The 21,033-nt window shown below is 65.2% G+C and carries 22 protein-coding genes; all 22 read right to left on the bottom strand.

Annotation, left to right across the window (positions count from 1 at the left end; genetic code table 11):
• Nucleotides 1-43: 43 nt before the first annotated feature.
• The 22 genes from ACFW0B_RS09400 to fliH all read right to left on the bottom strand — a co-directional run bounded on the left by ACFW0B_RS09400 (nucleotide 44) and on the right by fliH (nucleotide 21,029).
• A complete protein-coding gene (locus ACFW0B_RS09400) occupies nucleotides 44-2,254 on the bottom strand; it encodes a chemotaxis protein CheA (RefSeq protein ID WP_449147642.1) in 2,211 nt (736 codons plus the stop codon).
• Nucleotides 2,255-2,268: 14 nt separating this feature from the next.
• The gene (locus ACFW0B_RS09395; RefSeq protein WP_449147641.1) at nucleotides 2,269-3,057 is read right to left on the bottom strand and encodes a protein phosphatase CheZ; all 789 of its coding nucleotides are present in this window, start codon (nucleotides 3,055-3,057) and stop codon (nucleotides 2,269-2,271) included.
• 20 nt (nucleotides 3,058-3,077) lie between these two features.
• On the bottom strand, nucleotides 3,078-3,452 hold the full coding sequence (locus ACFW0B_RS09390; RefSeq protein WP_003083073.1) for a chemotaxis response regulator CheY: 375 nt from the start codon (nucleotides 3,450-3,452) through the stop codon (nucleotides 3,078-3,080).
• An 83-nt stretch (nucleotides 3,453-3,535) separates the two neighbouring features.
• A complete protein-coding gene (fliA, locus tag ACFW0B_RS09385; protein WP_449147640.1) occupies nucleotides 3,536-4,282 on the bottom strand; it encodes an RNA polymerase sigma factor FliA in 747 nt (248 codons plus the stop codon).
• Entirely contained in the window at nucleotides 4,279-5,112 is an 834-nt protein-coding gene (gene fleN / locus ACFW0B_RS09380) for a flagellar synthesis regulator FleN (RefSeq protein ID WP_449147639.1), read from the bottom strand. Before fleN ends, fliA begins: the two co-directional genes overlap by 4 nt.
• Before the next feature lie 75 nt (nucleotides 5,113-5,187).
• Nucleotides 5,188-6,537: a flagellar biosynthesis protein FlhF gene (flhF, locus tag ACFW0B_RS09375; protein ID WP_449147638.1), complete on the bottom strand. Its 1,350-nt coding sequence runs from the start codon at nucleotides 6,535-6,537 to the stop codon at nucleotides 5,188-5,190.
• Between the two features lie 15 nt (nucleotides 6,538-6,552).
• Nucleotides 6,553-8,676, bottom strand: coding sequence for a flagellar biosynthesis protein FlhA (gene flhA / locus ACFW0B_RS09370; protein ID WP_449147637.1), 2,124 nt, complete (start codon nucleotides 8,674-8,676; stop codon nucleotides 6,553-6,555).
• A gap of 263 nt (nucleotides 8,677-8,939) precedes the next feature.
• Nucleotides 8,940-10,076 carry a flagellar biosynthesis protein FlhB gene (gene flhB / locus ACFW0B_RS09365; protein ID WP_449147636.1) on the bottom strand — a complete coding sequence of 379 codons (1,137 nt, stop codon included), beginning with the start codon at nucleotides 10,074-10,076 and terminating at the stop codon, nucleotides 8,940-8,942.
• A gap of 41 nt (nucleotides 10,077-10,117) precedes the next feature.
• On the bottom strand, nucleotides 10,118-10,894 hold the full coding sequence (gene fliR, locus ACFW0B_RS09360) for a flagellar biosynthetic protein FliR (RefSeq protein ID WP_449147635.1): 777 nt from the start codon (nucleotides 10,892-10,894) through the stop codon (nucleotides 10,118-10,120).
• Nucleotides 10,895-10,896: 2 nt separating this feature from the next.
• Entirely contained in the window at nucleotides 10,897-11,166 is a 270-nt protein-coding gene (gene fliQ, locus ACFW0B_RS09355; protein ID WP_449147634.1) for a flagellar biosynthesis protein FliQ, read from the bottom strand.
• A 10-nt stretch (nucleotides 11,167-11,176) separates the two neighbouring features.
• A complete protein-coding gene (fliP, locus tag ACFW0B_RS09350) occupies nucleotides 11,177-11,932 on the bottom strand; it encodes a flagellar type III secretion system pore protein FliP (RefSeq protein WP_449147633.1) in 756 nt (251 codons plus the stop codon).
• Entirely contained in the window at nucleotides 11,932-12,357 is a 426-nt protein-coding gene (gene fliO / locus ACFW0B_RS09345; RefSeq protein WP_449147632.1) for a flagellar biosynthetic protein FliO, read from the bottom strand. The genes fliP and fliO overlap by 1 nt, the downstream gene beginning before the upstream one ends.
• A gap of 4 nt (nucleotides 12,358-12,361) precedes the next feature.
• Nucleotides 12,362-12,826, bottom strand: coding sequence for a flagellar motor switch protein FliN (fliN, locus tag ACFW0B_RS09340; protein ID WP_459251695.1), 465 nt, complete (start codon nucleotides 12,824-12,826; stop codon nucleotides 12,362-12,364).
• Between the two features lie 42 nt (nucleotides 12,827-12,868).
• Nucleotides 12,869-13,840 (bottom strand): flagellar motor switch protein FliM, encoded by a 972-nt coding sequence (fliM, locus tag ACFW0B_RS09335; protein ID WP_077521914.1) that lies wholly within the window; start codon nucleotides 13,838-13,840, stop codon nucleotides 12,869-12,871.
• A gap of 13 nt (nucleotides 13,841-13,853) precedes the next feature.
• A complete protein-coding gene (gene fliL, locus ACFW0B_RS09330) occupies nucleotides 13,854-14,378 on the bottom strand; it encodes a flagellar basal body-associated protein FliL (protein WP_449147630.1) in 525 nt (174 codons plus the stop codon).
• A 172-nt stretch (nucleotides 14,379-14,550) separates the two neighbouring features.
• Nucleotides 14,551-15,798, bottom strand: coding sequence for a flagellar hook-length control protein FliK (locus tag ACFW0B_RS09325; protein ID WP_449147629.1), 1,248 nt, complete (start codon nucleotides 15,796-15,798; stop codon nucleotides 14,551-14,553).
• Between the two features lie 81 nt (nucleotides 15,799-15,879).
• A complete protein-coding gene (locus ACFW0B_RS09320; RefSeq protein WP_449147628.1) occupies nucleotides 15,880-16,233 on the bottom strand; it encodes an Hpt domain-containing protein in 354 nt (117 codons plus the stop codon).
• Between the two features lie 32 nt (nucleotides 16,234-16,265).
• Entirely contained in the window at nucleotides 16,266-17,960 is a 1,695-nt protein-coding gene (locus ACFW0B_RS09315; RefSeq protein WP_449147627.1) for an ATP-binding SpoIIE family protein phosphatase, read from the bottom strand.
• A gap of 11 nt (nucleotides 17,961-17,971) precedes the next feature.
• Nucleotides 17,972-18,277, bottom strand: a complete 306-nt coding sequence (locus tag ACFW0B_RS09310) for an STAS domain-containing protein (RefSeq protein ID WP_151132628.1) — start codon at nucleotides 18,275-18,277, stop codon at nucleotides 17,972-17,974.
• 159 nt (nucleotides 18,278-18,436) lie between these two features.
• On the bottom strand, nucleotides 18,437-18,883 hold the full coding sequence (gene fliJ, locus ACFW0B_RS09305) for a flagellar export protein FliJ (RefSeq protein WP_449147626.1): 447 nt from the start codon (nucleotides 18,881-18,883) through the stop codon (nucleotides 18,437-18,439).
• A gap of 6 nt (nucleotides 18,884-18,889) precedes the next feature.
• The gene (gene fliI, locus ACFW0B_RS09300) at nucleotides 18,890-20,242 is read right to left on the bottom strand and encodes a flagellar protein export ATPase FliI (RefSeq protein WP_449147625.1); all 1,353 of its coding nucleotides are present in this window, start codon (nucleotides 20,240-20,242) and stop codon (nucleotides 18,890-18,892) included.
• Nucleotides 20,232-21,029, bottom strand: a complete 798-nt coding sequence (gene fliH, locus ACFW0B_RS09295) for a flagellar assembly protein FliH (protein ID WP_449147624.1) — start codon at nucleotides 21,027-21,029, stop codon at nucleotides 20,232-20,234. Before fliH ends, fliI begins: the two co-directional genes overlap by 11 nt.
• Nucleotides 21,030-21,033 lie beyond the last annotated feature (4 nt).

Here is a 21,033-nt window from a genome sequence, read left to right as displayed (position 1 = left end):
AGAAAAAAGCTCCTAGCGGGCGGCCATTGCCGGCCGCCCCAGATCAACCACGGCGTGCGTAATGCTTGAGCATGCTCGGCACATCGAGGATCAGCGCGATACGGCCGTCACCGGTGATGGTGGCGCCGGACATGCCCGGCGTGCCCTGGAGCATCTTGCCCAGCGGCTTGATCACCACTTCCTCCTGGCCCACCAGCTGGTCGACCACGAAGCCGATGCGCTGGGTACCCACGGAGAGAATCACCACATGCCCCTCGCCCTGCTCTTCCACCGCTGCGTCACGCACCAGCCAGCGCTTGAGGTAGAACAGCGGCAAGGCCTTGTCGCGGACGATCACCACTTCCTGGCCATCCACCACGTTGGTGCGGGACAGGTCGAGGTGGAAGATCTCGTTGACGTTGACCAGCGGGAAGGCGAAGGCCTGGTTGCCCAGCATCACCATCAGGGTCGGCATGATCGCCAGGGTCAGCGGGACCTTGATGACGATCTTCGAGCCCGCACCCTTCTGCGAGAACACGTTCACCGTGCCGTTGAGCTGGGAGATCTTGGTCTTCACCACGTCCATGCCGACACCACGGCCGGACACGTCGGATATCTCGGTCTTGGTCGAAAAGCCCGGGGCGAAGATCAGGTTGTAGCACTCCAGCTCGGTCAGGCGTTCGGCGGCGTCCTTGTCCAGCAGGCCCTTCTCCACCGCCTTGGCGCGCAGCACGGCTGCGTCCATGCCCTTGCCGTCGTCGGTGATCATCAGGAGGATGTGGTCGCCTTCCTGCTCGGCGGAAAGCACCACGCGGCCGGTACGTGGCTTGCCGGCGGCCTCGCGCTCGTCCGGGGACTCGATGCCGTGGTCGACGGCGTTGCGCACCAGGTGCACCAGCGGGTCGGCCAGGGCCTCGACCAGGTTCTTGTCCAGGTCAGTGTCCTCGCCCACCAGCTCGAGGTTGATTTCTTTCTTCAGGTTGCGCGCCAGGTCGCGGACCAGGCGCGGGAAGCGGCCGAAGACTTTCTTGATCGGCTGCATCCGCGTTTTCATCACCGCGGTCTGCAGGTCGGCGGTGACCACGTCCAGGTTGGACACGGCCTTGGCCATGGCTTCATCGCCGCTGTTGGCGCCCAGGCGCACCAGGCGGTTACGCACCAGCACCAGTTCGCCGACCATGTTCATGATCTCGTCCAGGCGCGCGGTATCCACCCGTACGGTGGTTTCCGCCTCGCTGGCCACGGCCGCGCCAGCCACGCCGTTGCCGGCAGCCGGTGCCGCAGCCTGGCGCGGTGCGCGAGCAGGTTCTGCCTTGGGCGCCGGAGCCGGAGCCGGACTACTCGCCACAGGCGCGGGGAACGGCTCTTCGCTGGCGCCGCTGAACTTGCCTTTGCCGTGCAGCTGGTCAAGCAGCGCTTCGAATTCGTCGTCGGTGATGTGTTCGTCATTGCCAGCGGGGGCGACCGGAGCGGCAGGCGCCACGGGTTCAGCCGGGGCGCTGGCAGCCGCTTCCACGGCGCCGTTGAACTTGCCCTTGCCGTGCAACTGGTCGAGCAGCGCTTCGAACTCGTCATCGGAAATTTCGTCACCCGCACCAGCACCGACCAGCGCCGGTGCCGAGGCCGACGCATGGGCAGCGACGGCAGCTTCCGGCTCCACGGCGCCGGCGAACTTGCCCTTGCCGTGCAACTGGTCGAGCAGCGCTTCGAACTCGTCGTCGGTGATTTCATCAGCGGCAGCGGCGACCGGTTCGGCAACCTTGCCAGCGACGTCACCCAGCGCATCGAGCAGCTGCTCGAACTCGCTGTCGGTGATGTCGGCGGTCGCTGCGATGGGGGCCGGTGCTTCGACGGGCGCGGCAGCTACGGGGGCAGGCGCGGCACCGGCCGGCTCGGCCAGACGCGACAGCGCGGCCAGCAGCTCCGGCGTGGCGGGCGTCGGTTCGCTGCGCTCGCGCACCTCGCTGAACATCTCGTTGACCGTATCCAGGGCCTGCAGCACCACGTCCATCAGTTCGGCATCCACGCGGCGTTCGCCCTTGCGCAGGATGTCGAAGACGTTCTCGGCGATGTGGCAGCACTCCACCAGCGCATTGAGCTGGAGGAAGCCGGCGCCGCCCTTCACGGTATGGAAACCACGGAAAATCGCGTTGAGCAGGTCCATGTCGTCCGGGCGGCTTTCCAGCTCGACCAGCTGCTCGGACAGTTGCTCCAGAATCTCGCCGGCCTCTACCAGGAAGTCCTGGAGGATTTCTTCATCGGCGTCGAAGCTCATAAGTGGAGTGCTCCCTAGAATCCAAGGCTGGATAGCAGATCGTCGACGTCGTCCTGTCCGGACACCACGTCTTCACGTATATCGGCATGGATCTGCGGACCTTCACCCCTCGAAGGATTTTTTTGTTGCTCCAGCTCGGCGCGCAACGTGGCATGGTCGTGCTCGATGCCGGCGTAGCGATCCACCTGGCTGGCCATCAGCACCAGCTTGACGAGGTTGCTCTCCACTTCGGTGACCAGCTGGATCACGCGCTTGATGACCTGGCCGGTGAGGTCCTGGTAATCCTGGGCCAGCAGGATGTCGTTCAGCTTGCCCGACAGGGCGCTGGTATCGCGCTGGCTGCGGGAGAGGAACTGCTCGATGCGGCGGGCCAGGTCGCGGAACCCGTCCGCGCCGATTTCCCGGCGCATGAAGCGGCCCCACTCCTCGCCCAGCTGCTGGGCTTCGTCACTCAGGCCGCCCAGCAACGGCGCGCTTTCCTCCACCAGGTCCATGGTGCGGTTGGCGGCCCTCTCGGTCATCTGCACCACATAGGACAGGCGATCGGTCGCGTCGGCGATCTGCGACATTTCCTGGGCGTGGGGCAGATGCGGGTCGATCTGGAAGTTGACGATGGCGTTGTGCAGCTCACGGGTGAGCTTGCCGACTTCCTGGTAGAGGCCGCGGTCACGGACGTGATTGAGTTCGTGGATGAGTTGCACGGCGTCGGCGAAGTTGCCTCTCTCGAGGCTGTCCACCAATTCGCGCGCACGGTCTTTCAGGGTCGACTCGAAGTCTCCCAGCAGGTGTTCATTCTGGTCCATGGTGCCCCCGCGGCTGGCATTCAGCCGTTGACCCGCTCGAAGATCTTCTCGATTTTTTCTTTCAGGACCTGGGCGGTGAAAGGCTTGACCACATAGCCGTTCACACCGGCCTGGGCCGCCTCGATGATCTGGTCGCGCTTGGCTTCGGCGGTCACCATCAGGACCGGCAGGTGCTTCAGACGCTCGTCGGCACGCACGGCGCGCAGCAGGTCGATGCCGGTCATGCCGGGCATGTTCCAGTCGGTCACGAGGAAATCGAAATTGCCGCTGTGCAGCATCGGCAGGGCCGTGGTGCCGTCGTCGGCTTCGGCGGTATTGGTGAAACCCAAGTCGCGCAAGAGGTTCTTGATGATGCGTCTCATCGTCGAGAAATCGTCAACGATGAGGATTTTCATGTTCTTGTCCAAGTCGACCTCCGTACAGTCTCAAACGCCCCTCTTGCCGGGTGCGCCGTTCAAATCTGGAATCGGTATGCCGTTCAGCGCGCGCGCCAGTCGCCAAGCCGGGCGCGCAGGCGTGCCGCGCACTGGCTATGCAACTGGCTGACCCGCGATTCGCTGACCCCCAGCACTTCACCGATTTCCTTCAAGTTCAGTTCTTCGTCGTAATACAGCGCCAGCACCAGGCGCTCACGCTCGGGCAGGTTCGCGATGGCATCGGCCAGCGCGGCCTGGAAGCGTTCTTCTTCCAGATCATGGGAAGGTGAGGAATGGGTGACACCGGCGTCCTCGCGCAGACCGTCCTGCTCACCGTCCTGCATCAGGTCATCGAAGCTGAACAGGCGGCTGCCCAAGGTGTCGCTCAGGATGCCGTAGTAGTCTTCGAGACTCAATCCAAGTTCGGCAGCAACTTCCTGATCTTTAGCGTCACGTCCAGTTCTCGCCTCGATGGCGCGGATGGCGTCGCTCACCATGCGCGTATTACGGTGCACCGAACGCGGCGCCCAGTCGCCCTTGCGGACTTCGTCGAGCATGGCCCCGCGGATGCGGATGCCGGCGTAGGTCTCGAAGCTGGCGCCCTTGCTGCCGTCGTATTTCTTCGAGGCTTCGAGCAGGCCGATCATCCCGGACTGCATCAGGTCTTCCACCTGCACGCTGGCCGGCAGGCGCGCCAGCAGGTGATAGGCGATGCGCTTGACCAGGGGGGCATAGCGTTCGATCAACTGGTGTTGCGAATCCCGTGCCTGGGCCTTGCCGTACATACGCAGTCCAGTGGCAGGTGTCATACGGGGCTTTCCGTGGAGGGCTGCTTGACCAGCCGCTCGACGAAGAACTCCAGATGGCCCCGCGGATTGGCCGGCAGCGGCCAGCTGTCGACCTTCTGCGCGATGGCCTTGAAGGCCAGCGAGCACTTCGAACGCGGAAAGGCCTCATAGACCGCGCGCTGCTTCTGCACGGCCTTGCGCACCGACTCGTCGTACGGAATGGCGCCCACGTACTGCAGGGCAACGTCGAGGAAGCGGTCGGTGACCTTGGTCAGCTTGGCGAACAGGTTGCGCCCTTCCTGCGGGCTGTGGGCCATGTTGGCCAGCACGCGGAAGCGGCTCATGCCGTAGTCGCGGTTGAGCAGCTTGATCAGCGCGTAGGCGTCGGTGATGGAGGTCGGTTCGTCGCAGACCACCACAATCACTTCCTGGGCCGCACGGACGAAGCTGACCACCGAATCGCCGATGCCGGCAGCAGTGTCGATCACCAGTACGTCGAGGTTGTCGCTGATTTCGCTGAATGCCTGGATCAGGCCGGCGTGCTGCATGGGCGAAAGCTGCACCATGCTCTGGGTGCCGGAGGCGGCGGGGACGATGCGGATGCCCCCCGGCCCCTGCAACAGCACGTCGCGCAGGTCGCATTCGCCATTGATCACATCAGCCAGTGTGCGCTTGGCGGTGAGGCCGAGCAGGACGTCGACGTTGGCGAGCCCCAGGTCGGCGTCCAACAACATGACGCGGCGGCCGAGGTCGGCCAGTGCCAGCGAAAGGTTCACCGACACGTTGGTCTTGCCGACGCCGCCCTTGCCGCCGGTCACCGCGATCACCTGTACGGGATGCATACTACCCATTTCAAATACCTTGCCTTAGGTCGACTGGGCCATTTGGCTGTCCAGCACCGCCCCTCCGGGCGGCTTACACATTCTTCAACCGGCGCGCCGCGCCGGATTCTGATAAAGCCCGGCGAACAGGTCGGCCATGGCTTCTTCACTCGGATCTTCCGGGGCCTGCAGGCTGACCGCCCGGCTCACCAGCTGGTGGCTGCGGGGAACCTGCAGATCATCCGGGATTCGCGGGCCGTCGGCCAGATAGGCTACCGGGAGATGCTGGCCGATAGCCAGTCCCAGGACCTCGCCCAGGCTGGCCGCCTCGTCCGCCTTGGTGATGATGCAACCGGCCAGGCCGCAACGCTTGTAGCTGTGATAGGCCGCCTTGAGCACCTGGCTCTGGCTGGTGGCCGCCATCACCAGGTAATTCTTCGCGTTTATCGCCCGGCTGGCCAGCGCTTCGAGCTGCATGGCCAGGGCCGGATCGTTGGTGGGCAGACCAGCGGTATCGATCAGCACCACGCGCTTGCGCGCCAGCGGGGCGACGGCCTGGGTCAGGGACTGGCCCGGATCGACCAGGGTCACCGGCACATCGAGGATGCGACCGAGGGTCTTGATCTGCTCCTGGGCGCCAATGCGGAAACTGTCCATGCTCACCAGGGCGACGTTCTGCGCGCCGTACTTGAGCACGTAGCGGGCAGCCAGCTTGGCCAGGGTGGTGGTCTTGCCCATGCCGGCCGGGCCGACCAGGGCGATCACGCCGCCCTCTTCCAACGGCTCGACCTGCGGGGTGCGGATGGCGTGGGCGAAGTGCGCCAGGAGCATGCGCCAGGCCTGGCGCGGATCACTGACCTTGTCCACCTTGTCCAGCAGCGCGCGGGCCAGTTCGGCCGGCAGCCCCATGCGTTGCAGGCGGCGCCAGAGGCTGGCCTGCTGCGGACGGCGGCTCTGCATCTGGCTCCAGGCGATGGAGCCCAGCTGCACTTCGATCAATTCACGCAGGCCACTCAGTTCGAAGCGCATGGCGTCCAGGGCGGCCTGGTCCACGCCGGCGGGTTTCGGCGCGCTCACCGGCTCCACCGGACGCGAAACGCCGCGGGGACGATCCAGAGCGGCGGCCAGGGCGGACTCCGGCAGTTCCGGTTCGATGGCGGTCAGTGGCTGGCCGGCGAACAATTGACGGTCCTTGCCGGCATCGGCGATGGCCCGGGTGGTCAGTTCGGCCTGGGCTTCGGCGATGCGCGCCTGGGTCTTGCGCAGTTCGGCTTCGAGGGCCGGGTTCGGCCTGCTCGGGGCCGGCGCGGGCAGCGGGTAGTCCAGCGCCGCGGTCAGCTCGACACCGCCGGCAACCCGACGATTACCGATGATGGCGGCATCCGCGCCCAGTTCATCACGCACCAACTTCATGGCTTGACGCATATCGGCGGCGAAGAAACGTTTGACCTGCATGGTCCTTGACCTCGGTTAGTTCTGCCCCACAGTCGCGACTATGGTGACCTGCTTGTTGTCCGGTATTTCCTGGTAGGCCAGTACGTGCATGGTTGGCACGGCGAGCCTGGCAAAGCGCGACATCATCGCCCGGATCGGCCCGGCCACCAGCAGGATCGCCTGCTTGCCGAGCATTTCCTGGCGCTGCGCCGCTTCCACCAGGGAACGTTGCAGCTTCTCGGCCATTCCGGGTTCGAGGAGAACGCCATCTTCCGAACCCTGTCCGGCCTTCTGCAGGCTATTGAGCAATATCTGTTCCAACCTGGGCTCCAGGGTGATCACAGGCAGCTCCGGCTCTAGTCCCACAATGCTTTGCACGATTGCGCGGGACAGCGCGACGCGGGCCGCCGCCACCAGAGCGGCGGGATCTTGACTCTTGGCCGCCACGTTGGCGATGGCTTCGGCGATGGTGCGGATGTCGCGCACCGGCACCTGCTCCTGCAGCAGCGCCTGGAGCACCTTGAGCAGCGTGGACAGCGACACCATGCCGGGCACCAGCTCTTCGGCCAGGCGCGGCGAACTCTTGGCCAGGTTCTGCATCAGTTGCTGGACTTCTTCGTGGCCCAGCAGCTCATGGGCGTGCTTGTGCAGCACCTGGTTGAGGTGGGTGGCGACCACGGTACTGGCGTCCACCACCGTGTAACCGAGCGACTGCGCCTGGTCGCGCTGGCTGGCGTCGATCCATACCGCTTCCAGGCCGAACGCCGGATCCTTGGCGGCCACGCCGTTGAGGGTGCCGAACACCTGGCCGGGGTTGATCGCCAGTTCGCGGTCCGGGTAGACCTCCGCCTCGGCCACGCTGACGCCCATCAGCGTCAGGCGGTAGGCATTGGGCAGCAGGTCGAGGTTGTCGCGGATATGCACCGAGGGCATCAGGAAGCCCATCTCCTGGGAGAGCTTCTTGCGCACGCCCTTGATCCGCGCCAGCAACTGGCCGCCCTGGTTGCGGTCCACCAGTGGAATCAGCCGGTAGCCCACTTCCAGGCCGACCAGGTCCACCGGAGTCACGTCGTCCCAGCCCAGCTCCTTGGTTTCCTGGGCACGCTGGGCCGGCAGCAGTTCCTGCTGGCGCTTCTCTTCCTGTACCGCCACTTCCCTGGCCAGTTTCTGGCGATGCCAGATGAACCAGGCACCGCCGGCGGCCACCAGGCCCAGACCGATGAAGGACACATGCGGCATGCCCGGCACCAGACCCATGGCGATGAGGATGGTGGCCGATACCGCCAGTGCCTTGGGCGAGGCGAACATCTGGCGGTTGACCTGCTGGCCCATGTCTTCGGAAGACGACACGCGGGTCACCATGATGGCGGCCGCGGTGGACAGCAGCAGCGAGGGGATCTGCGCCACCAGGCCGTCACCGATGGTCAGCAGCGAATAGATGCGGCCGGCATCGCCGAAACTCAGGCCGTGTTGCAGCATACCGATGGCGATGCCGCCGAGCAGGTTGATGAAGAGGATCAGCAGGCCGGCGATGGCGTCGCCACGGACGAATTTGCTGGCACCGTCCATGGAGCCGTAGAAGTCGGCCTCCTGGGACACCTCGGAGCGGCGCTTCTTGGCTTCGGCCTGATCGATCAGGCCGGCGTTGAGGTCGGCGTCGATCGCCATCTGCTTGCCGGGCATGGCGTCCAGGGTGAAGCGCGCGCTCACCTCGGAGATACGCCCGGCACCCTTGGTGACCACCACGAAGTTGATGATCATCAGGATCGCGAAGACCACCGCACCGACCACGTAGTTGCCGCCCACCACCACGTCGCCGAAGGCCTGGATCACCTTGCCCGCGGCGTCGTGGCCATCCTGGCCGTGGAGCAGCACCACGCGGGTGGAGGCGACGTTCAGCGCCAGGCGCAGCAGGGTGGCGACCAGCAGGATGGTCGGGAAGACAGCGAAGTCCAGCGGGCGCATGGCATACACGCACACCAGCAGCACGACGATGGACAGGGCGATGTTGAAGGTGAAGAAGACGTCCAGCAGGAACGGGGGCACCGGCAGGGTCATCATGCCCAGCATCACCAGTACCAGCAGCGGCACCCCGAGGTTGCCACGACCAATGCCCAGCAGGTTGTTGCGGACATTGCCGATCAGTTGCGTACGATCCACTGCTGTTCCCCTACCCCTTTCGCGGAGCCCTGCCCCGCACATCCAAACTTTTGACGCATCGATGCGTCCTGAGCCCCCTTGTGCAAGAAGCTTTCCAACTTGGCTAAGGGATTGATTGCAAGGGAGTAAGGAGCTGTTCCTGTGGGGGCGAATTCATTCGCAAAGGGCGGCGAAGCTGCCCCATCTGATTCTGCAGGGCAGGTCTTCGACCTGCTTAGCGAATAAATTCGCCCCCACAAAAAACGAGCAGAACAGGAGCAATGTCACTCGTCCCGCCGCAAATCCGCCGGGATCGGCAGGTCGTGCAGCGGCGCCGGGCGTTTGCCGCGGCCGGCGCGGAACTGTTTGAGCTGGTAGACGTAGGCCAGCACCTGGGCCACGGCCAGGTACAGGCCGGCGGGGATTTCCTGGTCCAGTTCGGTGGAGTAGTACACCGCCCGCGCCAGCGCCGGAGACTCCAGCACCGTCACCTGGTTGTCCTGGGCGATCTCGCGGATCTTCAGGGCGGTGAAGTCATTGCCCTTGGCCAGCAGCACCGGCGCGCCGCCCTTCTCGGCGTCGTACTTCAGCGCCACGGCGAAGTGGGTCGGGTTGGTGATGACCACATCGGCCTGGGGCACGGCAGCCATCATGCGGCGCTCAGCCATCTCCCGCTGCAGGCGGCGGATGCGCGACTTGACCTCGGGCTTGCCCTCGGTGTCCTTGTATTCGTCGCGCACCTCCTGCTTGGTCATCATCAGCTTCTGCTTGTTGCTCCAGAGCTGGAAAGGCACATCCACGGCGGCGATCAGGATCAGGCCGCAGGCCAGCCAGAGCGCACTCCAGCCCACCACCTGGACGCTGTGCAGGATGGCCATGTCCAGCGGCTCATGGGCAATCGCCAGCAAATCGTCACGGTCGGAGTTGAGCACCGCCAGGGCCACCAGCAGGATCAATGCGAACTTGGCCAGGGCCTTGAGCAGCTCCGCCAGGGCGTGCAGCGAGAACATCCGCTTGATCCCGGACAAGGGGTTCATCCGGCTGAACTTGGGCAGCAAGGCCTCGCTGGAAAACAGCCAGCCGCCGAGGGAGATCGGGCCGATGATCGACACCACCAGCAGGGTGATCAGCAGCGGCAGCAGCGCATCCAGCGCCATCCGGCCCGAGGCCAGCAGGAACAGCCCCATACTGCGCTCGTCCATCAGCACCGCCCGTGGCAGGTCGAAGTTGGACTGCATCATCTGCATCAGCATGTCCGCCAGGCCGCCGCCACTGGCCAGCAACCCGCCAGCCCCGGCCAGGGTCACGGCCAGGGTGTTGAGCTCCCGGGAACGGGCGATCTGGCCCTTCTCGCGGGCCTCCTGCAACCGTTTACCTGTGGGCTCTTCGCTCTTGTCCGCGCCGCTTTCGCTTTCCGCCATGGAACACTACCTGCGTTGCCGATGCTGCGTTGATGAAGTGTTCATCGCGCCCTCGCCAGCTCGCGCATGAGCTGCAGGGCATCGCTGGCCAGCACCTGGTACTGGGCGAGGATGTCGGCCATGCCGATCCAGACGATCAGCAGGCCAAGGGCCAGGGTCAGCGGAAAGCCGATGGAGAAGATGTTCAGTTGCGGCGCTGCGCGGGTCATCACGCCGAAGGCCAGGTTGACCACCAGCAGCGCGGTGATCGCCGGCAGCGCCAGCAGCAATCCCGCACCCATCACCCAGCCGAGCTTGCCGGCCACCTCCCAGTGATGGTTGGTCAGCAACCCGCCGCCCACCGGCAGGGTGACGAAGCTTTCAGCGAGGATCTCGAACACCACCAGATGCCCGTTCATGGCCAGGAACAGCAGGGTCACCAGCATCAGGTAGAACTGGCCGAGCACCGGCACCGAAACACCGTTGGTGGGGTCGACCATGGAGGCGAAGCCCAGGCCCATCTGCATCGAGATGATCTGCCCCGCCACCACGAAGGCATGGAAGAACAGCTGCAGCGTGAAACCGAGCAAGGCGCCGACCAGTATCTGTTCGCCGATCAGCAGGATGTTGCCGAGGCTGATCGCATCCACCTGCGGCATGGGTGGCAGGGTCGGCACCAGCACCACGGAAATGGCCAGCGCGAGATACAGGCGGACCCGCGTCGGCACGAGCTGGGTGCCGATAATCGGCATGGTCATCAGCAACGCGGCAATACGGAACAGCGGCAGCAGGAAGCTGCCGACCCAGCCGCCGATCTGTGCGTCGCTGAGTTCGAGCATGGTCAGCCGATCAGCAGCGGGATGTTCTGATAGAGCGTCTGGATGTACTCCATCAGTTGGCGGGTGAGCCAGGGGCCGGCCCAGATCAGGGTGAGCAGCATCACCAGCAGGCGCGGCAGGAAACTCAGGGTCTGCTCGTTGATCTGCGTGGCCGCCTGGAACATGGCGACGATCAGGCCCACCACCAGGCTCGGCACCACCAGGATGCCGACGATCAGGCAGGTCAGCCAGAGCGCGTCACGGAACAGGTCGACTGCAACTTCCGGGGTCATCGCAAGCCTCCTAGACGCCGCCGAAGCTGCCGGCGAGCGTACCGATGATCAGCGCCCAGCCATCCACCAGGACGAAGAGCATGATCTTGAACGGCAGGGAGATGATCAGCGGCGAGAGCATCATCATGCCCATCGCCATCAGCACACTGGCCACCACCAGGTCGATGATCAGGAAGGGGATGAAGATCATGAAGCCGATCTGGAACGCCGTCTTCAGCTCGGAGGTGACGAAGGCCGGAACCAGGATGGTCAGCGGCGCGGCGTCCGGGCTGGGAATGTCGGTGCGCTTGGACAGGCGCATGAACAGGTCCAGGTCGCTGGAGCGGGTTTGCGCCAGCATGAAGTTCTTGATCGGCACCTCGGCCTTCGCCACTGCGTCCTGGGCGCTCAGCTGTTCGTTGAGATAGGGCTGCAGGGCCTCGCGATTCACCTGGTCGAACACCGGCGCCATGATGAACAGGGTCAGGAACAGCGCCAGGCCGATGAGGATCTGGTTCGACGGCGTCTGCTGCAGGCCCAGCGCCTGACGCAGGATGGAGAAGACGATGATGATCCGGGTGAAGCTGGTCATCAGCATGACGAACGCCGGAATGAAGCTCAGCGCCGTCATGATCAGCAGGATCTGCAGGCTTACCGAGTATTCCTGCTGGCCTTGCGGATTGGTGGACAGGGTGATGGCGGGCACCGACAGCGGATTGTCGGCGCCAAGCGCCAGGGGCGCAGCCAGCACCAGCAGCAGCGCAATGAGGAGACGGTGCAGGGGCATCAGCGCTTGTCCTTGCCGAGCAGTTCCAACAGGCGTTGGGCGAACTCCGGGGGCGCAGCCTCGGTTTCGGCCAGATGCACGGGCTCTTTCAATACATGCAGCGGCGTGATGCGCCCGGCACTGATGCCGAGCAGGATCTGTTCCCCGCCCACCTGTACCAGCACCAGGCGATCACGCGGGCCGAGGGCCTGGCTGGCCACCAGCCTGATCACCTGGCCACCACGCGGACCAAGCTGCTGGACCCGGCGCAGCAGCCAGGCCAGCAGGAAGATCAGCCCCACCACCAGCAGCAGGCCGAGGGCCAACTGGCCGAGTTGCGCGGCCATGCCGCTGCCAGCCTGGGTTACCGTGACGGGCGCCGCGGGTTCGGCGGCGAAGCCGCTCAGGGGTAGCAGGAACAGCCCCGCGAATAACAGTCGACCCATGGTTTCAGCGCAGCTTCTTGATGCGTTCGCTCGGGCTGATCACATCGGTCAGCCGGATACCGAACTTCTCGTTGACCACCACCACTTCGCCGTGGGCGATCAGGGTGCCGTTGACCAGTACGTCCAGCGGCTCGCCGGCCAGGCGGTCGAGCTCGATCACCGAGCCCTGGTTGAGCTGCAGCAGGTTGCGGATGGTGATATCGGTGTTGCCCACTTCCATGGAAATGGACACCGGGATATCCAGGATCACGTCCAGGTTGGGGCCGTCCAGGCTGACCGGGCCGCTGGCCTTGGGCACGCTGCCGAATTCCTCCATGGGCGCGCGCGGCGAACTGGGCGCGGCGGCGTTCTGGTTCATCAGCGCATCGATATCGTCCTGGGACGTATCGCCGGCCTCGGCCAGGGCGGCGGCCCATTCATCGGCCAGGGCCTGCTCTTCGGGAGTGGGGGTATCCATGTCGTTTGCCATCGCTTGACCTCGGCTGGCTCGGTATTCGTGGAACAGGCGCAATCAGCGCTGACGTTCGATCGGTTCGAGGATCTGCAGGGACAGGTTGCCCTTGTGCGACCCCAGCTTGGCCTTGAAGGCCGGCACGCCGTTGGCGCGCATGATCATGTGTTCGGGCATTTCCACCGGGATCACGTCGCCCGGCTGCATGTGCAGGATGTCGCGCAGCTTGAGCTGGCGGCGCACCACGGTGGCGGCCACCGGAACGCTGACGTCGAGGATGTCCTCGCGCAACGCCTTGATCCAGCGCTCGTCCTGGTCGTCGACGTCGGACTGGAAACCGGCGTCGAGCATCTCGCGGATCGGCTCGATCATCGAATAGGGCATGGTGATGTGCAGATCGCCGCCACCGCCATCCAGTTCGATGTGGAAGGTGGACACCACCACCACTTCGCTGGGGCTGACGATGTTGGCCAGCGCCGGGTTCACTTCCGAGTTGATGTACTCGAAGTTCACATCCATCACCGCGTGCCAGGCTTCGGCCAGATCGACGAAGGCCTGATCCAGCACCATGCGCACCACGCGCAGCTCAGTGGGGGTGAACTCGCGGCCTTCGATCTTGGCGTGACGGCCGTCGCCACCGAAGAAGTTGTCCACCAGCTTGAACACCAACTTGGCGTCGAGGATGAACAGCGAAGTACCGCGCAGCGGCTTCATCTTCACCAGATTGAGGCTGGTGGGCACGTAGAGCGAATGCACGTACTCGCCGAACTTCATCACCTGTACGCCGCCCACCGCCACGTCGGCGGAGCGGCGCAGCAGGTTGAACATGCTGATGCGGGTGTAGCGGGCGAAGCGCTCGTTGATCATTTCCAGGGTCGGCATGCGCCCCCGGACGATGCGGTCCTGGCTGGTCAGGTCATAGCTTTTGACACTGGTCGGGTCCGCATCGGTTTCCGTTTCAACCAGGCCGTCGTCGACGCCGTGCAGCAGCGCGTCGATCTCGTCCTGGGACAGCAGGTCTTGAACAGCCATGATCGTACCTTGCCTACTGCAATACGAAGTTGGTGAAGAGCACTTGTTCGACGGTCATCGCGCCGGTTTCCTGCTTGGCCAGTTCCTGCACGGTGGCGGTGGCCTGCTGGCGCAGCATTTCTTTGCCGACGGGGGTGACCAGGGTGTCGAAATTCTGTCCGGAGAAGAGCATGACCAGCTTGTTGCGCAGCACCGGCATGTGCACCTTGAGCGCGTCCAGCTGGGCCTTGTCACGGGCCATCAGCGACACGCTCACCTGCATGTAGCGCTGGCGACCATTGTGGTTGAAGTTGACCACGAAGGCCGGCGCCAGGTCCTGGTAGATGGCCGGCTGCCTGGCCGGCGCGGCAGCGGCTGCGTCCCCGCTGGCGGGCTCGGCGGCCTTGTCGCCACGGCTGAGGAAGTACCAGGTGGCACTCACCGACAGGCCGATCGCCAGCAACAGCGCGACACCCCCCAGGATGATGAGCTTCAGCCTGCTCGTGCCGCCTGCCGCAGCAGTGCGCTCTGCCGGGGACTTCGCTTGTTTCTTCGCCATGCCAATAATCCGTCGCGGAGCGGGATGGGCCCGCCATTTCCAGGGGAGTGAGCAAGTGCCATGCCAGTTCGCCGGCCAACCGGCGGTTCAGGCAATCGCTTCAGGGCTGCGGATATACCAGTGTCGAGGGCGGCTGTCACGAGTGGTTGCCGGAAATCCCGGCGCAGGGTGGTCAGGCGTAGAAATCCACCAGTCCGCGCCCACCGGCCGTCGAGGCCGGACGGATTTCGCTGTGGCTCACGCTGATCTCTTCGTCGCCACTGTCGCCGAAGCCGGTGCGACCACCAGCGGCACGACGCTCGCCATCACTGCCCTGCCCTTGCCAGCCGCGATTGAGGGACTGGTCGGAGACGTTCACGTCGAGCTGGTTCATGCCCTGCTGGGCGAACATCTCGCGCAAGCGGTGCATCTGCCCTTCCAAGGCGTCACGGACGTTGGCGTTGGGGCTGGCGAAGGTCACCTGGGTCTGGTCCTGGGTCATGTGCACGCGGACTTCGAGCCGGCCAAGCTCCTGCGGATCGAGCTGGATCTCGGCGGACTTGAGGTTCTGGCTGGACAGCCACATCACCCGGTCCACCACGGCTTCACTCCAGCCGCCCTGCTGCATGTTCACCGGTTGCCCCGGCACCAGGGCCGGCGCGCGCTGGGTCTGCTGGCTGATGGCCTGGCTCAGGGCGTTGAGACGGTTCGCCAGCAGTTCATTGCGCACCTCACCCTTGTTCTCGCCCGCTCCCTCGGCCAGTTCCACCGAGAGCTCGGCCGACGCCAGCGCCTTGTCCAGCTTGCCCTCGCCCGCCTCCAGCGGCTGGTCGGAGAACGCGGCCATGGCAGCGGCGAAGTCCGGGTCAGCCGTGGGCGCGGTTTGCGCCGCCCGGGTAGCGTCTTGCATCTGCTGTGCAGCCTGCCCCCCCTGCTTCACCGCCGGCATGCCGTTGAGCTGATCCAGCTCGGCGTCGAGGCTGGCTTCGCTCAGGGTTGCCGGAGCGCCGCTGTTTACCTGCGGCGTGACGGGCAAGGCAGCGGCCGCGCCATCCGCCTCGACTGGCGCATCGGCCGGCAGTTGCCCGGCCATGGCCATCAGCAGCAGCGGGTCCATCACCTGCTCGTCGGAGGGCTCCCCGGTATCGCCTTCTTCGGCCGGCAAGGGCTTGCCGCTTTCGGCAACGGACGACTGGCCAGCGGCAGGATCGGCCGCCGGCCTGGCCTGGCTTGCCGCCTCATCCGCCTTGTCCCTGGCCTGCCTGGCAGCGGCTTCGTTACGCTCGGCAGCCTTGGCCTGACGTTCTTTCGCATACATCCGGGCGAAGCTGGAAGCCTCGCTCTTGCTGGTTTCCGCCGGTTTTTCCGGGGCTTTTGCGGCCGGTGCTTTCGGCTTCACTTCAGGCCGGGCCTGCAGAAGCAGATCGGGGGCAACGGGCATGGGCACTCTCCGCTCGAGTTGGTTCGTGCCGGGAGGTCTGCAAGGGATGGGCCAACATTCTGACCAGGGAAAGGAGCTCGATCAGCGCGTCGGGCCACGACGCTCCTGCATCAGCAGATCATGGACGACCAGAAACTCCTGCTCGATCTGCTGGATCAGGCCCGGCGCATCGGCAAGCTGCTCGCGCCGGGCGATGTCTTCCAGTTGCTTGCACAGGCCGGCCAGCACGGGAGCGCCCATATTGCTGCAGCTGCCCTTGAAGCTGTGGGCGGCCAGGCGCAAGGCCTGGCAGTCGGAAGCAGCCCTGGCCTGCTGGATCTGCCGCAAGCGCTCGGTCGAATCCGCCAGGAAGGTATCCAGCAGCACCGGAAACTCGTCTTCCATGACGTCCCGCAGGGCAGACAGCACGGAATGGTCGAGATGGATATCGGACAAACCCTTCGCTCCCTCTACTGAACCTCGAAAAATTATGCCCTGACGGGCCAGCGGAATTCGACGTGGATTCCCTTGCCGTTGTCGGCGGGCTCGCACCGCGCCGAGAGGTGTTTCACCAGGCTCAGGCCCCGGCCACAGAAGCTTTCCATCGACGGCTGGCGGGCCAGCACCGCATCCAAGTCGAAGCCCTCGCCGCTGTCTTCCACCTGGATCAGCAACCGCCCTCCCCGGCCCTCGGGAACCAGCTGCAGGTTGAAGCGCACGTACCCCGCTTCCAGGCTGGCAAGGCGCTCGCCGCGCTCGCGATAGTAGCGGGCGAAGCCCTCGGCGTTGCTCTTGAGGGAGGAATCCAGCCCCAGCACGCCGTGCTCCAGGGCGTTGGAGTACAACTCGGCGAGCACCGTATAGAGGGCCCCGCCCTGATCGCGCAACCCCTGGACCTCCAGCAGCAGCTGCAGGAGGAATGGCAGCGGATTGAAGCGTTTCAAGGTCTGCGCGCGGAATTCGAAGGAAGCGGACCAGTCCAGCGGGCTGGACTGGCCGCTGTCGGTGAACGCCAGTTTCGCGCGCTCGGTGGACTCATCGAGCATGCGAATCTCGATCATGCTCACGTCGTCCTGGGCGTGGCCACGGAAGGCGCTCAGGGCCAGCTGGATTTCGTCGAACAGCCGGTTGCCGTCGCTATTGGCGTCGAACACAGCGCGCAGGCGCTCGTCGCCGAAGGTCTCGTCGTTGTCATTGCGCGTCTCCAGCACACCATCGGACACCAGCAGGATGCAGTCGCCGGTTTCGATGGGGTAGGACTCGAAGTGCGCACTGAAGCTGCCCTGGTCGCGTACCCCCAGCGGCAGGTGGCGCGACACCAGCGGCAGCAGCTCGCCGGTCGCGGCGCGGCGCAGGTAGCCGTCGGGCAGGCCGCCGTTCCACACCTCCACCATGCGCCGCTGGAAGCTCAGGTTGAGGAAGGTGGCACAGCAGAACACCCCGACCGGCAGGATGCGTTTCAGCTTGGCGTTCATCTCCCGCAGGATGTCCGCCATGGCATAACCCTTGGCGGTCATGCCGTAGAACACCTCGGCCAGGGGCATGGCGCCGATGGCCGCCGGCAGGCCGTGGCCGGTGAAATCCCCCAGCAGCACATGCATGCCGCCGGACGGCTTATAGGCGGCCAGCAACAGGTCGCCGTTGAACAGCGCGTAGGGCGATTGCAGGTAGCGGATGTTCGGGGCGTTCAGGCAGCCGGAATGCGCCACCTTGTCGAACACGGCCTTGGCCACCCGCTGCTCGGTGACCAGGTGCTCGTTGTGCCGGGCGATCAGGTCGCGCTGTTGCAGCACGGTGTCCTGCAGGCGGCGCAGGCGGTCCAGGGCCTTGATCTTGGCGTCCAGGATGACCCGGTTGTAGGGCTTGGCGAGGAAGTCATCGCCACCCGCATCCAGGCAGCGCACCAGGGCTTCGTTCTCCGTCAGCGAGGTGAGGAAGATGATCGGCACCAGCGACTCGCCCGCCAGTTGCTTGATCCGCCGGGCAGCCTCGAAGCCGTCCATCTCCGGCATCAGGGCGTCCATCAGCACCAGTTGCGGCTGCTCCTGCTGGAACAGCGCCACGGCTTCGCGGCCATTGGCGGCGGTCAACGCACGATGGCCCTGGCGGCTGACGATGGTGGACAGAAGCAGCCGGTCCGCCGCGTTGTCCTCGGCAATCAGGATCGTCAGCGGCGACGGCATGACAACGGGCCTCAGGCGATCTGGAACAGTTGTTCGAAGTTGGAAATGGCGAGGATCTTGCGAACGTCGGGGTTGCAGTTGGCGAGGCGGATCTGCGCACGCTCGCCACCGGCGTGGTCGCGCAACAGCAGCAGCATGCCCAGGGCAGAGCTGTCGAGGTAGGTGGTGCCCTTGAGGTCCACGACATAGCGCTTGGGCGTGGTATTGACGCGCTCGTAGGCGTCGCGGAATTCCTGATGGGCGCCGAAATCGAAACGTCCCTGTATGTAGATGGTCAGCTCCTGCCCATCATCGGAGGGCATCGAGGTGATGGCCATGAAAAGCTCCTTGTTCAAGTTCGGGATGCGCGTTGTGAAGATGTAGCACCCACCATGAGGCAGGGCAACCGGAAAGCCGCGCCGCGGGAGAATTTATGGTTCTGAGATGACGCGCTGAAGAATGCATTCGCTCTTCGGCGCACCCGTGCCGCTTCGCCTCTACAGGTCTTTGGCCGGCAGGCGCTGTACCAGTTCGTCCAGGAGTTTCTGCTCGCGCTTGTCGTCAGCGACACGGGCTTCGTCGAGGTAGCGCTGCACCAGCTTGCGCAGGCCCTCCAGGCGGGCATAACGCTGTTGCCAGGCGCCACGGGCCTTGTCGAGGTTGTCGCGATGCCAGTTGACGCTCTGCATCTGCTGGCCGATGGCACTCTCCAGTTGGGACAGGAAGCGCTGGTAGTTCATCAGCCACTGGCCGGAAACGCCGCGCCGCCCTTCCTCGATCCATTGCTGCTGATAGTCGGCGCGGTAGCGCTCGAGTTCGCCGAGCTTCATCTCCGCCTGGGTCAACTGGCCCTGGCAACGACCGAGCATGCGCGCCGCTTCGCGCTCGGCGCGCTCTGCCATCTCCACCACCGGCGCCAGGCGCGCCGCCCGATTGCGCGACATGCCCTATCAGCCCTTGAGGCCCAGGCTCGCGGCCAGGCGCTCGGTGCTCTGGGCCAGGCTCTCGCTTTCCTCCAGGCCCTGGCGCAGGAAGGCGCTCATGGCCGGCTGGCGGGCGATGGCCAGGTCAGTGTCGGGATCGCCGCCGGCGACGTAGGCGCCGACGCTGATCAGGTCGCGGCTCTGCTGGTAGCGCGACCAGAGTTGCTTGAAGCGCTGGGCCATCTTCATGTGCTCGGGGCTGACCACCTGGGGCATCACCCGACTGATGGAGGCTTCGATATCGATGGCCGGGTAATGCCCTTCCTCGGCCAGGCGACGGGACAGCACGAAGTGCCCGTCGAGCACACCGCGCGCGGAGTCGGCGATGGGGTCCTGCTGGTCGTCGCCTTCGGACAGCACGGTGTAGAAGGCGGTGATCGAGCCACCACCCTGCTCGGCATTACCGGCCCGTTCCACCAGCTTCGGCAGCTTGGCGAACACCGACGGCGGATAGCCCTTGGTGGCCGGCGGCTCGCCGATGGCCAGGGCGATTTCGCGCTGGGCCTGGGCGAAACGGGTCAGGGAGTCCATCAGCAGCAGGACGTTCTTGCCCTTGTCGCGGAAGTATTCGGCGATACGGGTGCAATACATGGCGGCGCGCAGGCGCATCAGCGGCGCATCATCCGCCGGCGACGCCACCACCACCGAACGCTTGAGGCCCTCTTCACCGAGGATGTGTTCGATGAATTCCTTCACCTCGCGGCCCCGTTCGCCGATCAGGCCGACGACGATGATTTCCGCTTCGGTGAAGCGGGTCATCATGCCCAGCAGCACCGACTTGCCCACGCCGGTACCGGCGAACAGGCCGAGACGCTGGCCGCGGCCGACGGTCAGCAGCGAATTGATCGAGCGGATGCCCACATCCAGCGGTTCGCTGATGGGGTGGCGCTTGAGTGGGTTGATGGTGGGGCCATCCATCGGCACCCAGTCCTCGGCCTTCATGCCGCCCTTGCCGTCCAGCGCACGACCGGCACCATCGAGCACGCGGCCGAGCATGGACATGCCCATGGGCAGGCGGCCGGTGTCCGGCAGGGGCACCACGCGGGCGCCAGGGGCAATACCGGAAAGGCTGCCCACCGGCATCAGGTAGATCTTGCTGCCGGCAAAGCCCATCACTTCGGCTTCCACCTGCACCGGGTGGTAGCTGTCGTCGTTGATCACCAGGCAGCGGCTGCCCATCGGCGCGCGCAGCCCTTCGGCCTCCAGGGTGAGGCCCACCATGCGCAGCAGGCGGCCTTCCACCAGGGGCTGCGCGGGCAGATCGATGACATCGTTGTATCCCGCCAGGCGCTTGGCGAAGCTGGTGCGTTCAATACGCATGGTCGAGGCTGTCCGGGGCGTCCAGATCCAGCACCAGGTCGGCCTTCGGCGGGTGGACCTTCTGTTCGCGCTGTTGCTCGAAGAGCTGCTTCATGGCCTGGTTCAGGCGCGTCTCGATGCTGGCATCGATGCGCGAGTGCTCGGTTTCGACCCGGCAACCGCCCGGCTCCAGGGATTCGTCTTCGAGGATGCGCCAGGTTTCTTCATGGCGCTCACGCAGGGCCTTCACCTGTTCGAAGTCCTGCGGGTTGATGTGGATGCGCACGTTGCTGGCGCCCATTGGCAGCAGCTTCAGCGCCTCGCGCAGCACATGGCGGATCTGCCCGGAATCCATGCGCAGCTCGCGCTGGATCACCTGGCGGGTGATCAGGCTGGTGAGGTGCACCAGGGATTCCTCGATCTGCCGGTCCTGCTCGGCGATGGGGTCCATCAAATGCCCCATCAGGGTTTCGAACTGGGCCAGGCGGGCGCCGAGAGCGGCATCCGCTTCCTGTTTGGCCTTGAGCTGGCCGGCATGGAACCCGTCGCGCTCGCCGGTGGCGAAACCTTCGTTGTAGGCGTCCTGGCGGATGGCCTCCAGCTCCTCCAGCGTCAGCGGCTTGACGGCCTCGACCGGTACTTCCTCGATCTGCGGCTCAGGCTCGGGCTCGGGCAATGCAGCGGTTTGCGGCTCTTCCGGTCGTTCCGGCTCCGGGGCGTCCGGGTCGAAGCTGGGCAGCGACCAGCGATCGAAGCCGCTGATGTCCCTGGCGCGGATCAGTTCGCTTGCCGAATCCTTGTTGGCCATGGAC

Origin of the sequence: Metapseudomonas phytobenefica, from assembly GCF_043392685.1 — a bacterium.
GTDB lineage: Bacteria > Pseudomonadota > Gammaproteobacteria > Pseudomonadales > Pseudomonadaceae > Metapseudomonas.
This window is presented reverse-complemented; position numbering and strand designations above follow the sequence as displayed.

What these genes read in the sequence shown, in the direction of transcription:
- fliQ (WP_449147634.1), bottom strand. Translation starts at nt 11,166, where the DNA reads ATGACCCCGGAAGTTGCAGTCGACCTGTTCCGTGACGCGCTCTGGCTG.
- fleN (WP_449147639.1), bottom strand. Translation starts at nt 5,112, where the DNA reads ATGGGTAGTATGCATCCCGTACAGGTGATCGCGGTGACCGGCGGCAAG.
- fliI (WP_449147625.1), bottom strand. Translation starts at nt 20,242, where the DNA reads ATGCGTATTGAACGCACCAGCTTCGCCAAGCGCCTGGCGGGATACAAC.
- fliO (WP_449147632.1), bottom strand. Translation starts at nt 12,357, where the DNA reads ATGGGTCGACTGTTATTCGCGGGGCTGTTCCTGCTACCCCTGAGCGGC.
- fliL (WP_449147630.1), bottom strand. Translation starts at nt 14,378, where the DNA reads ATGGCGAAGAAACAAGCGAAGTCCCCGGCAGAGCGCACTGCTGCGGCA.
- fliM (WP_077521914.1), bottom strand. Translation starts at nt 13,840, where the DNA reads ATGGCTGTTCAAGACCTGCTGTCCCAGGACGAGATCGACGCGCTGCTG.
- ACFW0B_RS09310 (WP_151132628.1), bottom strand. Translation starts at nt 18,277, where the DNA reads ATGGCCATCACCTCGATGCCCTCCGATGATGGGCAGGAGCTGACCATC.
- fliJ (WP_449147626.1), bottom strand. Translation starts at nt 18,883, where the DNA reads ATGTCGCGCAATCGGGCGGCGCGCCTGGCGCCGGTGGTGGAGATGGCA.
- fliH (WP_449147624.1), bottom strand. Translation starts at nt 21,029, where the DNA reads ATGGCCAACAAGGATTCGGCAAGCGAACTGATCCGCGCCAGGGACATC.
- fliA (WP_449147640.1), bottom strand. Translation starts at nt 4,282, where the DNA reads ATGACACCTGCCACTGGACTGCGTATGTACGGCAAGGCCCAGGCACGG.
- ACFW0B_RS09400 (WP_449147642.1), bottom strand. Translation starts at nt 2,254, where the DNA reads ATGAGCTTCGACGCCGATGAAGAAATCCTCCAGGACTTCCTGGTAGAG.
- ACFW0B_RS09390 (WP_003083073.1), bottom strand. Translation starts at nt 3,452, where the DNA reads ATGAAAATCCTCATCGTTGACGATTTCTCGACGATGAGACGCATCATC.
- ACFW0B_RS09315 (WP_449147627.1), bottom strand. Translation starts at nt 17,960, where the DNA reads ATGCCGTCGCCGCTGACGATCCTGATTGCCGAGGACAACGCGGCGGAC.
- ACFW0B_RS09395 (WP_449147641.1), bottom strand. Translation starts at nt 3,057, where the DNA reads ATGGACCAGAATGAACACCTGCTGGGAGACTTCGAGTCGACCCTGAAA.
- ACFW0B_RS09325 (WP_449147629.1), bottom strand. Translation starts at nt 15,798, where the DNA reads ATGCCCGTTGCCCCCGATCTGCTTCTGCAGGCCCGGCCTGAAGTGAAG.
- fliN (WP_459251695.1), bottom strand. Translation starts at nt 12,826, where the DNA reads ATGGCAAACGACATGGATACCCCCACTCCCGAAGAGCAGGCCCTGGCC.
- flhF (WP_449147638.1), bottom strand. Translation starts at nt 6,537, where the DNA reads ATGCAGGTCAAACGTTTCTTCGCCGCCGATATGCGTCAAGCCATGAAG.
- fliR (WP_449147635.1), bottom strand. Translation starts at nt 10,894, where the DNA reads ATGCTCGAACTCAGCGACGCACAGATCGGCGGCTGGGTCGGCAGCTTC.
- fliP (WP_449147633.1), bottom strand. Translation starts at nt 11,932, where the DNA reads ATGCCCCTGCACCGTCTCCTCATTGCGCTGCTGCTGGTGCTGGCTGCG.
- flhB (WP_449147636.1), bottom strand. Translation starts at nt 10,076, where the DNA reads ATGGCGGAAAGCGAAAGCGGCGCGGACAAGAGCGAAGAGCCCACAGGT.